This window comes from Mesorhizobium sp. M0340, assembly GCF_040321535.1.
In the GTDB taxonomy this organism is placed as follows: Bacteria; Pseudomonadota; Alphaproteobacteria; order Rhizobiales; family Rhizobiaceae; genus Mesorhizobium.
In genome coordinates this window covers 88,545-105,084 of the sequence record NZ_JAMYRR010000020.1, presented here as the reverse complement: position 1 = coordinate 105,084, position 16,540 = coordinate 88,545, and the positions used below count along the sequence as shown (strand labels likewise).

Sequence of the window (16,540 nt, the reverse complement as noted above, 5' to 3'; positions counted from 1 at the left end):
GGTCTTGCGCGAGATCCCGAACTCCCGGCACACCGCGCTCATGCCTTCTCCGTCGAGCAGGCGAGCCACAAAGCGAAGACGTTCCTCCATCACCGAACACTCTCTCCACGGCATCAACACCTCCCGGCAAAAACCGAAAAGTGTTACCTATGTGTCCGGTACAAATCGTCACCTATGTCTCGGGCCGCTCACATGTCCACTCCGGTCCATCCCGGGAGGGATGGCTCAGGGCTCGTAAGGGCTCTTGCAAGTTGTGCCTGTACATTCGACAAAAAGAGGTTCGGCCGAGGGGCTACGCGGTGCCCGCAGTGGCATCGGATCGCGGCATGTTCGTCACCGAAAAAAGCGGATTTCCAAGGCACCGGAAACCTCCCCCGCTTCGAAATGCCAAGTCGTCCCGTCAAGGTCGGCGTGAGACTTATATCTCAGTTGCAGCCGGAACATGGGATAGCCCGAGCCAGCATTTTGATGCGGCTGTCAGCTACCTCGGGGAATTCACCAAGACTCGTCGTCCGGCGGGAAAGCCAAGCCGGTGCTATTCTGCGCCGCATTTCGCAAGTCTTTGCATCTCACGGCACTATCGCCCATTTTGCTTGTTGCAAAGCCGGTCTTGTTGCCTCTTCTAAATGATCCCCGTCCGCAGGACGAACAAGTTCGTAGCGAAAAAGGGGACCATCGTGACGACCCATCATCATGCCCGCATGGGGGCAGTGTCTAGCGCCGCAGGTATGCTGCCCCCTCAACTCGGGCCTGCCGCCGCCGGCAAATATCAGCCCCCGATCTCCAGGGCCATTGCCCGCCGCCTGACTGTCGGTGACATCCTCGCCGCCTACACCGAAGCACGCCAGGCCAAGATTGCCGGTCGCAAGGAATTTCTCGCCAGGATGCGTTTTCTGAACGAATTCTTCGGCCCCGAACCGGTCGCCAGCATTAATAAAGATCGCTGCCGCGCCTACGTCGAGCACCGTTCGCGCGAGTGCAATCGGGTTGAGCGTGAACGAATCGCCAAGCTCAACGCCGCCGCGATGGAGACCCGCCGTGCGTTACTCCCGGCGTGGCAAGACAAGAACTTTACATCAGGCCCGCGTCGCGATCTTGAGGACCTCCGCTCGGCGATCAACTTTTGGGCCAAGGAATACGGTCTCGATCCGAAGCCGTCCGTCACCTTGCCAGACAAACCAGCAGCGCGCGAGCGCTCGCTGACGCGCGAGGAAGCAGCGGGACTGCTGCGCGCGGCATTGCGGCTGCGCCGGAAGCATGGTCAGTACGCTCATCTCTGCCGGTTCATCATTGTGGGGCTCTACACGGGCTGCCGACATCGTTCAATCCTGGAACTCAATTGGGATGGCGAGGCCGCAGGAGCTTGGCCAGACCTTGGCCGCGGCGTGCTCTATTGCAAAGATCAGCGCGCGAAAAAAAGCAAGAAATGGCGTCCGCCGGCGCAACTGCCGTCCCGGCTGATCGCCCATATGCGCCGCTGGAAGCGCATCGATTGCGACTGCGGGCCGGTCGTCCATGACAGCCTGGGCGAACCGACAAAGCGCATCGGGAGGGCGTTCCGCACCTGCCGCGTGGAAGCCGGGCTCGGCGACGATGTCACCCCGAATGTGCTTCGCTACACCCGCGCCATGTGGCCTGTACTGTGCGACGTCGACATGTGGCGGATCGCCAGCAAGGCTATGCACTCAGACGAAATCGCGTGACATCGATGGCCGCGGCCATCAGTGTCTGTGTGTAGGTTGCCTGCGGATTGCTGAAGATCGCCTCGGCCGGTCCCTCCTCGACGATCTTGCCCTGTTTCATGACGATAATGTAGTCGGCCATGGCGCGCACGACGGCGAGATCGTGGCTGATGAACAGATAGGACAGCTCGTGGTCAGCCTGCAGCTTGCGTAGCAATTCGACGATCTGCTTCTGCACGGAGCGGTCCAGCGCCGAGGTCGGCTCGTCCAGCACCACCACTTTAGGCTTGAGTATCATGGCGCGCGCAATGGCGATGCGCTGCCGCTGACCGCCGGAGAATTCATGCGGATAGCGGTTACGCGTGTTCGGGTCGAGCCCTACTTCGAGCAAGGCGTCGACCGCGCGGAGATCGCGCTGCCTGCCCGACAGATTGGGCTCGTGGACCAGAAGCCCTTCGGTGATTATCTGGCCGACGGTCATGCGTGGCGACAGCGAGCCGAATGGATCCTGGAAGACCAGCTGTAATTCGCGCCGCAGCGGCCGCATCGCCTGGCGGTCGGCGTGGGAAATGTCGCGGTCGCCAAGCCGGATGATGCCGTCGCTGGGCAGGAGCCGCAGCAAGGCGCGGCCGAGCGTCGATTTTCCCGAGCCGGATTCGCCGACGATGCCGATCGTCTGGTTGCGCTTCAGCCGTATCGAAATGCGATCGACGGCGCGCAGCAGCAGCGGCTCGCCGCCAAGAAATCCGCCGCCGATCTTGAAGGTCACCTCGACGTTCCTGCCTTCAAGCAGGACAGGGGCATTCGGCGGCGGCGGCGCCTTGGTGCCGGTCGGTTCGGCGGCAAGCAGCATCTTGGTGTAGGCGTGCTGCGGGTTGGCGAAGATCGCTTCCGCCTCGCCCTCCTCGACCACTTCGCCATAGCGCATCACATAGACCCGATCGGCAAAGCGCCTGACGATGCCGAGATCGTGGGTGATGAAGACGATCGCCATGCCGAGCTTGCGCTGCAATTCGGCGAGCAGCATGAGGATCTGCGCCTGGATGGTGACGTCGAGGGCGGTGGTCGGCTCATCGGCGATCAGTATGTCGGGGTCGTTGGCCAGCGCCATGGCGATCATGACGCGCTGGCGCTGACCGCCCGACAACTCGTGCGGATAAGATTTCATCCGCCGCTCCGGATCGGGAATATGGACCAGCCGCAGTAGCTTGAGCGCCTCCTCGCGCGCCGCGGCGGCGCCAAGTCCGCGATGCTTGCGGATCGGCTCGATCAACTGGTTGCCGATCGAATAGAGCGGGTCTAGCGACGTCATCGGCTCCTGGAAGATCATGCTGATCTTGCGGCCGCGGATCTTGTTGAGCTCGGGCTTGCTCAAGGTCAAAAGATTGCGGCCGCGATAATCGACTGTGCCGGTGGCCTCGCCGTTCGAGGCGAGCAGGCTCATCGCCGCCATCATCGTCTGGCTCTTGCCGGAACCGGATTCGCCGACGACGGCGACGGTCTCGCCTGATTTGACGTGGATATTGATGCCCTTCACCGCCTCCACCACACCGTCGAGGGTGCGGAAGCGGACCCGAAGGTCCTTGACGCTGAGGATGGTTTCGGAAGCAGCCATCTCTCAACGATCCTTCGGGTCGAGCGCGTCGCGCAGGCCGTCGCCGACGAAATTCAACGCGAACAACGTCGAGACGAGAAAGAATGCCGGGAACAAAAGCAGCCAGTTGGCCGAGCCGATGTTCTGGGCGCCAACCGAGATCAGCACGCCCCAGCTTGTCATCGGCTCCTGGACGCCGAGCCCGAGGAACGACAGGAAGCTTTCCAGGATGATGACCTGCGGCACCAGCAGCGTCATGTAGATCACCACCGGCCCGAGCAAATTGGGGATGACGTGGCGCAGCAAAACGCCACGCTGTCCGACGCCCATCGCCTCCGCCGCCTGGACATATTCCTGCCGGCGGATCGACAGCGCCTGTCCGCGCACGATGCGCGCCATGTCGAGCCACAGCACCGCGCCGACGGCCAGGAACATCAGCACGAAGTTCCTGCCGAAAAACACAACCAGCATGATGACGAAGAAGATGAACGGCAAAGAATAGAGCACATCGACGACACGCATCATCACCTCGTCGACCCTGCCGCCGGCAAGGCCTGCGGTGGCGCCGTAGAGCACGCCGATGACCACGGCCACAATGCCGGCAAGCAATCCGATGGCCAGCGATACGCGCCCGGCCATCAGCGTTCGCGACAGCAGATCGCGGCCGGTGTTGTCGGTGCCGAACAGGAAATATTGCTGCTTGATCGAGGCACTCATCACCATTTCGAGACCATCCGGCGATTTGCTCTCGATCTTTGTGTCATCGAAGGTATCGGAACGATCAAGGTAGCGAATGTTGCGGTCGTCGATCGGCTTGGACGATCTGACGGTAACGAACACACGGCTGCCCTCCTGCCGCCAATCCTTGATGTCGACGCGCATACGCCTGATCGCCTCATCGAGAGCGCCTTCGATCATGTCGGCCTGCGGATAGGCGGAGAAGCTCGGCGGCGTGCGCACATAGTCGGCATAGATGGTGGTATACTGGTGCGGCACGAAATAGGGCCCAAACACACTGATGACGGTGATGAAGGCAAGATAATACAGACTGAACATGGCCGCGCGATTGGCCTTGAGGCGCGCCCAGGCGTCACCCCACAGGGACCGGCCGACGACCGGTGCGGCAACTGCGATATCAGTCATAGCGCACCCTCGGGTCGACGACCCCATAGAGGACGTCGACGATCAGGTTGAAGACAATGGTGAAGAGCGCGATGACCACCACCGTCCCCATAACCAGAGTGTAGTCGCGGTTGAGCGCTGCAACGACAAAATGGCGGCCGATGCCCGGTATAGAGAAGATGGTCTCGACGATGATCGAGCCGGTGAGAAGGGCTGCAGCTGCCGGACCGGTAAAGGAGACGATCGGCAGGATGGCGCCGCGCAGCGCATGCTTGACGACGACTGACCAGTCGGACAGGCCGAGAGCGCGCGCGGTACGGATGTGATGCGAGTGCAGCGATTCGATCATCGAGCCGCGCATCAGGCGGGCAACGATGGCGATCTGCGGCAGAGCGAGCGTCAGTACCGGGCCGACCTTGTTGATAAGGGCTCCATCGCCCCAGCCACCGATCGGCAGCAGCTTCCAGGTCAATCCGAATACAAGCTGGATTACGGGGGCGATGACGAAGGTCGGAATGGTGCTGCCGGCGGTCGCCAGCGCGATCACCGAATAGTCGGCAAGCTTGTTCTGGTTGAGCGCCGCAACAGTGCCGAGCACGCTGCCGAGCAGCAGCGCCAGAACGAGTGCCGAAGCGCCGAGTTGGATCGAGATCGGCAGGCCCTCCCTGAACAACTCGCCGACGGTAAAATCCGGCATATTGTAGCTGGGACCGAAATTGCCGCGCAGAAGATTGCCCAGATAGTGGACGTACTGCAGCCAGAGCGGATCATTGAGGCCGAACTGGGCTTCGAGATTGGCCCTGATCTCGGGGCTCAGACCCCGCTCCTGGTTGAACGGGCCGCCCGGCGCGACACGTATCAGGAAGAACGCTATGGTCACGATGACGAACAGCGTCGGAATGGCGGTCAGAAGCCGCCGGAATACGTAACGCAGCATCGGTGCCCCGCTTGATCCAGAGCGCGCGTCCAGCTGGACGGTTGCGCTCTAGCCTTCAAATCTTCGCACCGACATTGCCGAAAATCGATTCCGGTTCCCGGGCCGATGCGATAGCAAACCAGCGCCGCCGCGCATTGAGTTGCGCGGCGGCCCAGCTAAGGGATCAGTCCTTGCTGATGAAGCGGGACGGATGGATGTCCATCACATTGTCGTCGAAGCCATGCAGCTTCGAGGAAACGATATCGTGGTAGCTGTAGTAGAGAAGCGGGATCTCGCCGACGTCGTCGACGAGGATGCGCTCGGCTTCGGCGAGTTTCTTCATACGCTCTTCGGGCTTGCCGCCTGCGGCGGCCGCCTCGTCCATGGCTGCCTCGAATTTCGGACTGTTGTAAACCGAATAGTTGTTGCCGCTGGCCTTGCGAGAGATGCCGAGAAAGGTTTCCGGATCCTTGTAGTCGGCGATCCAGGCGGCACGCGCCACGTCATAATCACCCTTCTGCTCGAGGAAGGAGTAGTGGGTCTTGGTGTCGGTGTTGAGCAGCGTGACCTCGACGCCGAGCGGCTTCAGCTGTTCCTGGATGGCGACAGCGGTGTTCTTGTGGTTCTCCGAAGTGTTGTAGCGGATCTGCATCTTCAGCGGATGCTCGGGCGTATAGCCGAGCTTCTCCAGGATTTTCTTGGCTTCATCTTCGCGGTCGATCTGCGGCATGTCGGCGTATTTTGCCAGTGCCGGCGTGTAGCCTTCGATGCCCGGAGGTACCATCGAATAGCCGGGCAGCATCGAATTCTGCCAGACTTTCTCGGCCAGGAAGTCGCGATCGATCGCCATAGAGATGGCGTTGCGCAGTTCGACATTGTCCCACGGCGCCTTGTCGGTCTTGATCGCATAATAGTAGATGCCGAGATATGGCCCGACGCGGACCTGGTCGCCGAATTTGGCCTTGAGATCGGCGAGCTGTTCGGTCGGCAGGTCACCGTAACTGTCGAGTTCGCCGGCCTCGAAGCGCTTCATCGCAGACGAGCGATCCTCGGTCGGGATGTAGTTGACCACGTCGAACTTGACGCTCGCGGCATCCCAGAATTTCGGATTCTTGACCAGCTTCAGATGGTCATTGGGAATCCACTCCGCCGCTGTAAAGGCCCCGTTGGAGACCAGCTTGCCTGCCTTGATCCAGTCGGCGCCAAGCTTTTCGATGGACGCCTTGTTAACCGGATAGGTCGCCTGATGGGTCAGCATCTCCAGGAAGTAAGGCGTTGGCGCCTTGAGCGTGACTTCGAGAGTATTTGCGTCAATCGCCTTGACGCCCATATCCTCCGGCTTGCCCTTCTTGGTGTTGACTTCCTCGGCACCCTTCACGGGATAGAGCATGGAAGCGTATTCGGCAGCGGTGGCCGGATCTTCCAGCCGACGGAACGAATAAACGAAGTCGTCCGCCGTCACCGGGCTGCCATCCGACCAGAGGCCGTCCTTGCGCAGCTTGAAAGTGTAAACAGTGCCGTCGTCGGAGACCGTCCAGCTTTCGGCGGCACCCGGAATGAGGTTCGTCTTCTGGTCATGCATGACGAGGCCCTGGAACAGGTCGCGTATGATATCGGCTTCGTAGACCGTCGAGGTCTTGTGTGGATCGAGCGTTTCCGCTTCGGCGGCGGCTCCGCGGTTGTAGACGGTCTCGGCGAAAGCCGGCGTATAGAACGTACCGGCGGCCAAGGCCATGGTCGTGGCGAGTACCGTCGCCTTCAGCACATGTTTCAACATGGAGTTCTCCCTAATGACGTCGCCCTTCAGCCACGTCTCTAAGCGTTGACGCCCCGAAACCGATTGGCTGGTTCCTTTCGAGCGCGCAGCCGGTTCCCTTTCCGGCAGCTGGTGGCCAAACAGTAACGTGGAGATTTTTTATTTCAACAGTCTCTCGGGGTCACCCAAAGTAAGGCGCCGGGATAGTCGCCTTGCGAACGGCCAATCAATGATCGAACCATGGGCTTGGCTGCGTTTCATCGCCCAGAAAACGCCCGTCCGTGGGAGATAATCTGGCGGATCATTTCAGTTTGCGGGAATGTCTTAATTGGTTCTTAGTCAACCACGGGTTACATATTTGGACGGGTTCGGCACATCTCTCTTAAGTTCCGTGGACAAGGGCAATGGATAAGACAGACAGTAAAGCTGTCTCATTAGCGGCAAAAAACACGTGTCGAATAAGGACAAATCTACGCAAAGTTGGAGATGAGTCCGGAACTTCCGCGATCGAATTTGCCCTGCTTTCACCGGTCTTCATCCTGCTCCTGCTCGGAATGGTTGCATATGGTATCTATTTTGGTGCAAGCAACTCCTTACAGCAGATCGCCGCCGATGCCGCCCGCACTGCGATTGCCGGATTGAACCAAACCGAGCGCCAGGCGCTGGTGGCGAGTTTCGTCAAAAACAATGCCAGTGGATACCCGTTCGTCGATTCCGGCAAGCTGACATATCAGGCGACGGACAGCACGGCCGATGGAAATCAGTTCGTCGTGTCGATCCAGTACGATGCGAGCAACCTGCCGATCTGGAACCTGTTACCAAGCCTTGCGATGCCGCAAACCACGATCTCACGCAGGTCGACCATAAGGATTGGAGGCATTTGAATGTCGCAGTTCTTGCTGAGGGGCATCGGGCGGATCGCTCGCTCGCTGGTTGGCGACGAGAAGGCGAACTTTGCCGTCATGACGGCGCTGATAGCGCCATTCGCCCTGGGGCTTGCGGCCTTCGCCGTCGACGAAGGTTCGATCTACACGGAGCGCAGGGAAGCCCAGGCGATGACGGATCTGGCGGCGATCACCGCGGCGTCGAACATCAACAATATGGAAGCCGCGGCAGTAACCACGCTCAGTGACAACCGAATGCCCGGCATCATTGTTCAAAAGCCAGGTCAGACAATCGTCCCCACGGCCGGGAAAACCGTCGTGTCCGTCACCGGCGGTCGATACTCAGCGGCTTCCTCCGTTGGTGTCGACAAGCGCTTCGAAGCCGGTAAAACGCCGTACAACGCCGTTCGCGTCACTCTGCACAAAATCCCCGCCCGGTATTTCGCCAGTTCGCTCATCCCTACTCCGGTTATCGGCACCGAAGCCATTGCCAGCGTGACCCCGCAAGCGATGTTCTCGGTCGGGTCAAGGCTCCTCAGCGTCAATGGCGGCATCCTTAACGCGCTTCTAAGCAAGTTGCTGGGCGGCAACATCTCGCTCAGCGTCATGGACTACAACGCGCTGATCTCGGCCGACGTCAACGTGCTTTCGTTCGTCGATGCCCTTGCCGTACAGTTGCAACTGACAGGTGTCAGCTATGCCGACGTGCTGGCGTCAAAAGCGACGGTAGGCCAGATCGCGACCGCCATGGCCAATGCGTCCGGGTCGGGCAGCGCCAGCAAACTTGTGCTGCAGACGATCGCGTCAAGGGCCACGAACACGGTCAAGATACCCCTCAGTCATCTTATCGATCTTGGCCCGATCGGTAAGCTCGGCCTCGGACAAAAGTCTCCCGGCTTTTCCGTCGACGCAAGCGCGATGGGCATGCTGGGTGCCGCCGCCTCGCTGGCCAATGGCTCAAACCAGGTCCAGCTCGATCTCGGCGCCACTATTCCGGGACTTACCTCCACTACGCTCGCCATCGCCATCGGTGAACCGTTGCAATATTCACCCTGGCTGGCCGTAGGTGAAAAAGGCACCGTGGTGCGCACCGCGCAGACACGAATCAAACTGGTCACCACAGTCGGCATCGGCAATTCCAATCTCGGCGGCGGCATCAGTCTGCTGTCCGTCAATCTGCCTCTGCATGTCGAAGTCGCCTATGCGGAAGCCAAGCTGACTGACATCAGCTGCCCGACTGGCCGGCCGGATAGCATCAAGGTGTCGATCGCCGCGCAGCCTGGCGTGGCCTCGTTGCACCTAGCCGCCAGCGACGCCGACAACAATCCATCGGCCTTCGCCGATTTCAGCAATCCGCAATCGTTCTCCGATGCCACGATTGCCCAGGTAAGCGTGAAGCTTCTGTTGCTTACCCTCAATCTGCTCGATGTGAAGGGTTCTTCATCACTTGCCATCACCAACAACGATCCGACCACATTGACCTTCGACAGCACCGATATCGCCAACAAGACGATAAAAACTGCGGCCACAAAAAACCTGACGCAATCGCTCACGACATCGCTGGTCAGCGGCCTCTCGCTCTCCGTCAATGCACTGGGCCTCGGACTGGACGTGACGGCCCTGCTCGGAACGGTTAAGCCGGCGGTGCTAACGGTTCTGAACGGCGTGACGGCGCCGGTCGACGCACTGGTCTACAACGTGCTTGCGGCGGTCGGCGTGCATGTCGGCGAGGCCGATGTGCGGGTTGTCGGCGCGACTTGCGGGCGCTCCGTGCTTGTTCAATGAGATGATGAAATAGAGCTCAGCCGATCTGGCCGAAGAAGCAGCCCAGCGGCGGCAGCGACAGAGTTCTTTCCTGCAAGACGCCGGCAGCACCGCCAAGATCTCTCGGCTCAATCGCTTCCAGATCCGGTGGCAATTGCCAGCCGGCCGGCTCGTCGGCGAAATTGAAGACACACAGCAGCTTTTCGTCACCGCCTTCGCGAATGAAAGCAAGGACGTCGCCTTCGGCATCGAGGAATCGGATCGAGCCTCGAACCAGCGCCGGATGCTGCTTGCGCAAGGCCAGCATCGCCCGGTAGCTCGCCAGGACGGAGGTTTGCTCGCCATTCTGGACGTCGACCGCCCGGGCGCGATGGCTTGCCGGGACCGGAAGCCACGGCTTGCCGGTTGAAAAGCCGGCATTGTCGGCGACAGCCTCCCAGACCATCGGCGTTCGGCACCCGTCCCGCCCCTTGATTGCCGGCCAGAAGCGGATGCCGAAGGGATCGCGCAAATCCTCGAACGCCAGTTCGGCCTCCTCCAGCCCGAGTTCTTCGCCCTGGTAAAGGCAGATCGATCCGCGCAAGCAGGAAAGCAGCACGATCGAGAATTTCGCCACCCTGTCCGGATCGCCGCCCGGCCTTGTCCATCGACTGACGTGGCGCACGACATCGTGGTTGGAGAACGCCCAGCAAACCCAGCCGTCGAACACCTTACTCTCGAAGGCCTCGACACAGCCACGCACATGCGACGCCGAGAATTGCGGGCCGAGCAGATCGAACGTGTAGGACATTTGGAGCTTGTCGCCACCGCCGGTATAGGCGGCGAGTGTCTGCAAGGAACGAGTTTCGTCGCCAATCTCGCCGACAGCGACGCGGCCTTCATACTCGTCAAGCAAGGCCCGGAAGCGCTTGAGAAAAGTAAGGTTTTCCGGCTGGCTCTTGTCGAACAGATGCTCCTGATAGAGATAGGGGCTGGTTGCCGTATTGGAGCCGGCGACGCTTTCCGCCAAAGGCGGGTTGCTGCGCAGCCAGCGGTCGTGGACGTAATAGTTGACCGTATCCAGCCGGAAACCGTCGACGCCGCGCTCGAGCCAGAACCGCACCGTTTCCAGCAAGGCGTCCTGCACCTGCGGGTTGTGGAAATTCAGGTCCGGCTGCGAGGCGAGGAAATTGTGCAGGTAATATTGCCTGCGCGTCGCATCCCACTCCCAGGCGGGTCCGCCGAAGAGCGACAGCCAATTATTGGGGGCGGTGCCGTCGGGCTTCGCATCGGCCCAGACGTACCAGTCGGCCTTGGGGTTGTCGCGGCTCGTGCGGCTTTCGACGAACCATTCGTGCCGATCCGATGAGTGCGACAGGACCTGGTCGATGATCACCTTCAGGCCCAACCGGTGTGCCTCGGCAACCAGCGCGTCGAAGTCCTCTGATGTGCCGAACATCGGATCGACGGCGCAGTAATCCGAAACGTCGTAACCCATATCGGCCATTGGTGACTTGAAGAAAGGCGACAGCCAGACCGCGTCGACACCGAGCGATGCGACATGGGCCAGCCTCGAGGTGATGCCGCTGAGATCGCCGCTGCCGTCGCCTGTCGTGTCCTGGAAGGAGCGCGGGTAGATCTGGTAGATGACGCAGCCGCGCCACCATTCGGCATTGTCAGCCATCATGGCTTCCCCCTGCGCCCGCCCGCGCTGTCCTGCTTTCGATGATGAACATGACCGTTCGCCCAGGCACCGGCCGTGAGATGTCGCCAGTATCCGTTTCGATGGCTGGGCGCCAATGAAAACCCGCCCGTTCCGGCAGCGTGAACACGCAGGCTCGGCGGTCGCCATTGATGACCACCGCAAGGCGACCGTCCTCATTGCCACCGAGCACCATGACCAGCCGATGTCGCCTAGGGTCGTGCCAGGCTGCTTCATCGAGCGGCACGCCGGTTTCCGTCAGCCAGGCCACGTCAGGTATTTGCGAGCCGGCTGGCAGCTCTCCGGTCAGGAAGTTGGTGTCCGAAAGCGCTGGCGCGGCACGACGCATCTTGGCGAGCAGAGCCGTGTACCGCTCCAGCGCCCGGTTGCGCCCGGACCAGTCGAGCCAGGTAATGTCATTGTCCTGCGCGTAGGCGTTGTTGTTGCCGCGCTGCGTGCGGCCGAACTCGTCTCCGGCCGTCAGCATGATCGTGCCGCGCGAGGCAAAGAGCGTCGCCAGCAGCGCGCACTGGTCATCGAAACGGGCCGTAACGATTGACTGGTCGTCGGTCTGACCCTCGACGCCATTGTTCCAGGACAGGTTGTCATCGTGACCATCCCGGTTCTGTTCGCCGTTGGCCTCGTTGTGCTTGTGCTCGTAGGCAACGATATCGGCCAGCGTCATGCCGTCATGCGCAGCGATGAAATTGAGGCTTCGGCTCGTTGTCTGGCCTGCTTTGGAAAAGACGTCGGACGAACCGGCAAGTCGCGTCGCCAGCGCACCGATCATGCCGCCGTCACCGCGCCAGAAGCGGCGGACATCGTCACGGTATCTGTCGTTCCATTCTAGGAAGGGCGGCGGAAAATTGCCGAGCTGATAGCCATCCGGTCCGATGTCCCAAGGCTCGGCGATCAGCACCCGGTCGCCAAGAACAGGGTCGTTGCGAATGGCGTTCAGCAGCGGCGCATCGGCGTCGAAAACGCCGTCGCCGCGGCCGAGGATCGGCGCCAGGTCGAAGCGGAAACCGTCGACGCCGGCGCGCTGGACAAAGTGGCGAAGCGTATCGAGGACCATGTCCCGGACGACCGGATGGTCGCAGGCCACCGTATTGCCGGTTCCGGTGTCATTGACCAGAGCGCCGTCGGCCTCGTGCCGGTAGTAGGCGCGGCTGTCTAGGCCGCGCAGCGACAATGTCGGGCCGAGCCGGTCGCTTTCGCCGGTGTGATTGAACACCAGGTCGAGAATGGTGCCGATGCCGGCCTCCCGCAGCGCGGCGACCGTTCCGCGCAACTCGGCCAGACCGCCGGGCGCCAGTCGCGGATCGAGCGCCATGAAGGTCACGGGATTATAGCCCCAGGCGTTGCGCAGCCCGAGCGGCGGCAAATGCCGTTCGTCGATCGATGCCGTCACTGGCATCAACTCAACGGCTGCAACACCGAGTTTTTGCAGATGCTCTACAACAAGGGGGTGAGCGAGAGCTGCAATGGTGCCGCGCTGTTTCTCGGGGATGTCCTTATGCAGCTTTGTGAAGGCGCGTACCGGCACTTCGTAGATTAGGCCGCCGGGCCGAAACAGCGGCGGCAAGGCAGGCAGCGGCTTCGGCAAGGCGCCGGCAATCGCCTTCGGCATCAGCGGCGCGGTATCGACCCCCTCGCCCCGCCGCGCGGCCAGCCGGCCGTCATAGGCATAAGGCCTGTCGATCTCGACGGCGTAGGGATCGGCCAGCATCTTGTCGGGATCGAACCAAAGGCCCTGCTCCGGCGCGTAGTCGCCATCGGCGCGGAACCCGTATCGGGTGCCGGCGCCGAGACCGGCAACAAAAAGCGCGTGCACGCCCTCGCCTTCCGACTGGAGTTGCAGCCGGTCGATTTCGCGGTTGCCGCGCTGGTCGAAGATCGAGACCCAGATGCGCCGAGCCGACGAGGACCATGCGGCGAAGCGGATGCCTTCTTGGGTGATTGTTGCGCCGAGTTGGCTCATACGGCGTCTCCTTCTCCCCTTGTGGGAGAAGGGGGAGCCTCGCAACGCAGGCCGAACTCAGACGGCCGGCTGTCAACCAAAGTCACGTAATCACGCTCGGCTTGGCGCGGCCGGTATGGCTGCGAATCCCGGCGATGTCGTCGGCCGCCGCAATCAGGTCGGCAAGTGCCTCCTGGGTCTCCAGATTGTGGCGGCTGTTGTCCGGCTCGTAGCGCTCGACATAAAGCCGCAGTGTCGCGCCCGAGGTGCCGGTGCCGGACAGGCGGAAGACGACGCGTGAGCCACCTTCGAACAACACCCTGATGCCCTGGTTCTTGCTGACCGAGCCGTCGACCGGATCGTGATAGGCGAAATCATCGGCGCTGGCGATCGTCATGCCGCGCACGCTGGTGCCAGGCAGCGAGCCGAGCTTGGCGCGCAGTTCGTCGACGAGCGCATTGGCACGGTCGGTCTCGACCTCCTCGTAATCGTGCCGCGAATAGTAGTTACGGCCGTAGGCTGCCCAATGCTGGGTAACGATCTGCTTGGCGCTTTCGCCGCGCACGGCAAGGATGTTGAGCCACAAAAGCACGGCCCACAGGCCGTCCTTTTCGCGTACATGGTTGGAGCCGGTCCCCGCACTCTCCTCGCCGCAGATCGTCGCCATGCCGGCATCGAGCAGATTGCCGAAAAACTTCCAGCCGGTCGGCGTTTCATAGATGCCGATGCCGAGCTTTTCGGCGACGCGGTCGGCAGCACCGCTGGTCGGCATCGAACGGGCTATGCCTTTCAGCCCGGCCTTGTAGCCCGGCGCCAGATGGGCGTTGGCGGCGAGCATCGCCAGCGAATCCGACGGGGTGATGAAAATGCCCTTGCCGATGATCAGGTTGCGGTCGCCATCGCCATCAGAGGCAGCGCCAAAGTCGGGCGCATTCGGGCTCATCATCTCGTCGTAGAGGTGTTTTGCATGCACCAGATTGGGATCGGGATGGTGGCCGCCGAAATCCGGCAGCGGAATGAAATTGCGGGCGGTGCCATTCGGCGCGCCGAGCCGGTTTTCGAGGATCTCCTTGGCGTAGGGGCCGGTCACCGCATGCATGGCATCGAAGCGCATGCGGAAACCCGATTTGAACAGCGCCCGCAAGGCCTCGAAATCGAACAGGCTTTCCATCAGATCGGCATAGTCGGCAACCGGATCGATGATTTCGACGGTCATGTCAGCCGCCTTGACCGTGCCGATCGTGTCGATGTCGACCGGCCCGATATCGGCGATCTTGAAGCTTGAAATCGCCCTGGTTTTTTCGAAGATTGCGTCGGTCAGCTTTTCCGGCGCCGGGCCGCCGTTGCCGGCATTGTACTTGATCCCGAAATCCTCATGTGGGCCACCCGGATTGTGGCTGGCCGACAGGATGATGCCGCCGAAGGTCTTGTATTTGCGGATTACATTCGAAGCGGCCGGCGTCGACAAGATGCCGCCCTGCCCGACCATCACCTTACCGAAGCCGTTTGCCGCGGCCATGGCGATGGCCTTCTGGATGACCTCGCGGTTATAAAAGCGGCCGTCGCCGCCGATCACCAGGGTTTTACCATCGAATCCATCCAGCGCGTCGAAGATCGACTGGATGAAGTTCTCGGCATAGTGCTCCTGCTGGAACACCGGGACTTTCTTGCGCAGCCCGGAGGTGCCGGGTTTCTGGTCGGGATAGGGTTTGGTGGCGACGGTGCGGATCATCAGTCAGGCAGCCCTTTTCGAAAGCAGCAAGCGATAGAGTTGAACATATTTTTCGGCGCTTTTGTCCCACGAAACGTCGGCCTTCATCCCTTGCCGCTGCATCGACGTCCACACCGCGGGATTGGCATGCGCCTCGACAAGGCGGCGGACGGCGTGCAGCAAGGCGCCGGCATTGGCGGGCGCGAATTGGAAGCCGGTCGCCACGCCGGCAGAGATGGCGGCTTCGTTGGCATCGATGACCGTGTCGGCAAGGCCGCCGGTGCGCGCGACGACCGGCACGCAGCCATAGCGCAGGCCGTAAAGCTGCGTCAGCCCGCAAGGTTCGAAGCGCGACGGGATGATGATGGCATCGCAGCCGCCCTGCATGGTGTGGGAGAGCCCCTCGTCATAGCCGACGACGACGCCGATGCGGCCACGATGGCGGGCTGCCGCGGCAAGCAACGCGCCTTCCAGCCCAGCGTCGCCAGACCCAAGGATTGCCAGCCGTGCACCTGCCGCGACGATGCCGTCGACGGCAGCAGCCAATATGTCCATGCCCTTTTGCCAGGTCAGCCGGCTGACGACGCAGACGATCGGGCTGTCATCGCGATCGAGGCTGAACCGGTCCTCGACCGCGGCCTTATTGGGCATTCGCGCCTTAAGCGTCTTTGCCGTGTAGTTGGAGACCAGATGCTTGTCGGTTTCCGGGTTCCATATCTCGGTATCGATGCCATTGACGATGCCATGGAGATCGACGGAGCGCATATTGATCAGGCCGTCGAGGCCCATGCCGAATTCGGGCAAACGGATTTCCTGCGCATAGGTCGGGCTGACCGTGGTGATTGCCCAGGCGGCCTGCAGGCCGGCCTTGAGGAAGCCGACGCCGCCGTAATATTCGACGCCGTCGAGCGCCATCGCCGCCGCCGGCAGGCCAAGCTCGCCAAAGATGCTGGCGCCGAACTGGCCTTGGAAGGCGAGGTTGTGCACGGTGATCATCGACGGCGTGCCGACCGCCTTGCCGTAGCGCATGTAGGCGAGCGTCATTGCCGACTGCCAGTCATGGGCATGGACGATATCGGGCAGGTAGCCCGAGATGGAGCCCCCGGCGATGTCGCCGCCTACCTGGCTCAAGGCAGCGAACCGCCGCCAATTGTCCGGCCAGTCGGCGCCGGTCGCGTTGCCGTATGGACCGCCGGGGCGGTCGAAAAGATGCGGCGCGTCGAGCACGAACAGGTCGAGGCCGGCGATCTGGACGGCGTGCACCGACGCCTTGCCGCCCTGCAGCAACGGATATTGCTGAACCGCCTTCTTTTTCTTGAAGGCGCCCATCACCTGCGGGTAGCCGGGGACGAGCGTGCGCATGGTGACGCCCTTGCCGGCCAATGCCATGGGCAAGGCGCCGGTTACGTCGGCGAGCCCTCCGGTCTTGACCAGCGGAAAGATCTCGGGCGCCACCGACAGAACCTGCAT

General features: G+C 61.7%; 12 protein-coding genes. 3 read left to right on the top strand and 9 right to left on the bottom strand.

The genetic code is table 11. The features are described from left to right. Positions 1-114 (bottom strand): helix-turn-helix domain-containing protein (locus NKI79_RS24985; RefSeq protein ID WP_352805328.1); only part of this gene is annotated, 114 nt, incomplete at its 3' end. Between the two features lie 563 nt (positions 115-677). Here NKI79_RS24985 and NKI79_RS24980 point away from each other — a divergent pair. Beyond that, entirely contained in the window at positions 678-1,703 is a 1,026-nt protein-coding gene (locus tag NKI79_RS24980) for a site-specific integrase (protein WP_352805314.1), read from the top strand. Here NKI79_RS24980 and NKI79_RS24975 read toward each other — a convergent pair. The 4 genes from NKI79_RS24975 to NKI79_RS24960 all read right to left on the bottom strand — a co-directional run bounded on the left by NKI79_RS24975 (position 1,678) and on the right by NKI79_RS24960 (position 7,091). Then, the gene (locus NKI79_RS24975) at positions 1,678-3,297 is read right to left on the bottom strand and encodes an ABC transporter ATP-binding protein (protein ID WP_254819906.1); all 1,620 of its coding nucleotides are present in this window, start codon (positions 3,295-3,297) and stop codon (positions 1,678-1,680) included. The two genes, NKI79_RS24980 and NKI79_RS24975, sit on opposite strands and share 26 nt — an antisense overlap. A gap of 3 nt (positions 3,298-3,300) precedes the next feature. Further along, positions 3,301-4,419 (bottom strand): ABC transporter permease, encoded by a 1,119-nt coding sequence (locus NKI79_RS24970; protein WP_352805311.1) that lies wholly within the window; start codon positions 4,417-4,419, stop codon positions 3,301-3,303. Continuing rightward, the gene (locus NKI79_RS24965) at positions 4,412-5,335 is read right to left on the bottom strand and encodes an ABC transporter permease subunit (RefSeq protein WP_352479493.1); all 924 of its coding nucleotides are present in this window, start codon (positions 5,333-5,335) and stop codon (positions 4,412-4,414) included. The genes NKI79_RS24970 and NKI79_RS24965 overlap by 8 nt, the downstream gene beginning before the upstream one ends. 163 nt (positions 5,336-5,498) lie before the next feature. Then, entirely contained in the window at positions 5,499-7,091 is a 1,593-nt protein-coding gene (locus NKI79_RS24960; RefSeq protein ID WP_352479492.1) for a peptide ABC transporter substrate-binding protein, read from the bottom strand. Positions 7,092-7,474: 383 nt separating this feature from the next. Here NKI79_RS24960 and NKI79_RS24955 point away from each other — a divergent pair, with 383 nt between their 5' ends. Beyond that, a complete protein-coding gene (locus NKI79_RS24955; RefSeq protein WP_352805307.1) occupies positions 7,475-7,954 on the top strand; it encodes a TadE/TadG family type IV pilus assembly protein in 480 nt (159 codons plus the stop codon). Further along, a complete protein-coding gene (locus NKI79_RS24950; RefSeq protein ID WP_352805304.1) occupies positions 7,955-9,739 on the top strand; it encodes a pilus assembly protein TadG-related protein in 1,785 nt (594 codons plus the stop codon). Between the two features lie 16 nt (positions 9,740-9,755). Here NKI79_RS24950 and bglA read toward each other — a convergent pair whose 3' ends face one another. The 4 genes from bglA to glgA all read right to left on the bottom strand — a co-directional run bounded on the left by bglA (position 9,756) and on the right by glgA (position 16,540). Beyond that, entirely contained in the window at positions 9,756-11,384 is a 1,629-nt protein-coding gene (bglA, locus tag NKI79_RS24945; RefSeq protein ID WP_352687669.1) for a beta-galactosidase BglA, read from the bottom strand. Further along, positions 11,374-13,380, bottom strand: coding sequence for a glycogen debranching protein GlgX (gene glgX, locus NKI79_RS24940; protein WP_352805301.1), 2,007 nt, complete (start codon positions 13,378-13,380; stop codon positions 11,374-11,376). The genes bglA and glgX overlap by 11 nt, the downstream gene beginning before the upstream one ends. 82 nt (positions 13,381-13,462) lie before the next feature. Continuing rightward, positions 13,463-15,091 (bottom strand): alpha-D-glucose phosphate-specific phosphoglucomutase, encoded by a 1,629-nt coding sequence (locus NKI79_RS24935; RefSeq protein WP_352805300.1) that lies wholly within the window; start codon positions 15,089-15,091, stop codon positions 13,463-13,465. A gap of 3 nt (positions 15,092-15,094) precedes the next feature. Further along, on the bottom strand, positions 15,095-16,540 hold the full coding sequence (glgA, locus tag NKI79_RS24930; protein WP_254819897.1) for a glycogen synthase GlgA: 1,446 nt from the start codon (positions 16,538-16,540) through the stop codon (positions 15,095-15,097).